This window comes from Pseudoalteromonas sp. S3178 (assembly GCF_005886985.1).
Classification (GTDB): domain Bacteria; phylum Pseudomonadota; class Gammaproteobacteria; order Enterobacterales; family Alteromonadaceae; genus Pseudoalteromonas; species Pseudoalteromonas carrageenovora.
The window spans coordinates 1-250 of record NZ_PNCW01000295.1 but is presented as its reverse complement, the minus strand read 5'-3'; the positions used below and the strand labels follow the sequence as shown (position 1 = coordinate 250).

1 pseudogene is annotated in these 250 nt (G+C 38.0%); it reads left to right on the top strand.

What is annotated here, in order from left to right:
• A pseudogene (locus CWC11_RS21030) lies at positions 1–250 on the top strand (alginate lyase); the annotation flags it as partial.

The window sequence follows — 250 nt, the reverse complement described above, 5'->3', positions numbered from 1 at the left end:
GCAAATAAGCACCGCTTACAAAGGTGTTGAGCTTGAACGCACGTTAGCGTTAATTAATTTACCTATGCTTGAAAGCACGCTTTCAGTTGATATTTTTAATGTGACTGCAGATTCCTCCCATAAAATTGATTTACCACTGCATTACAAAGGCCAATTAATTGATACCAGCTTTGAGTTACTTGGTAACACCAAAAGCTTAGCTGCGCTGGGTGATAAAAATGGCTATCAACATTTATGGTTAAAAGCACAG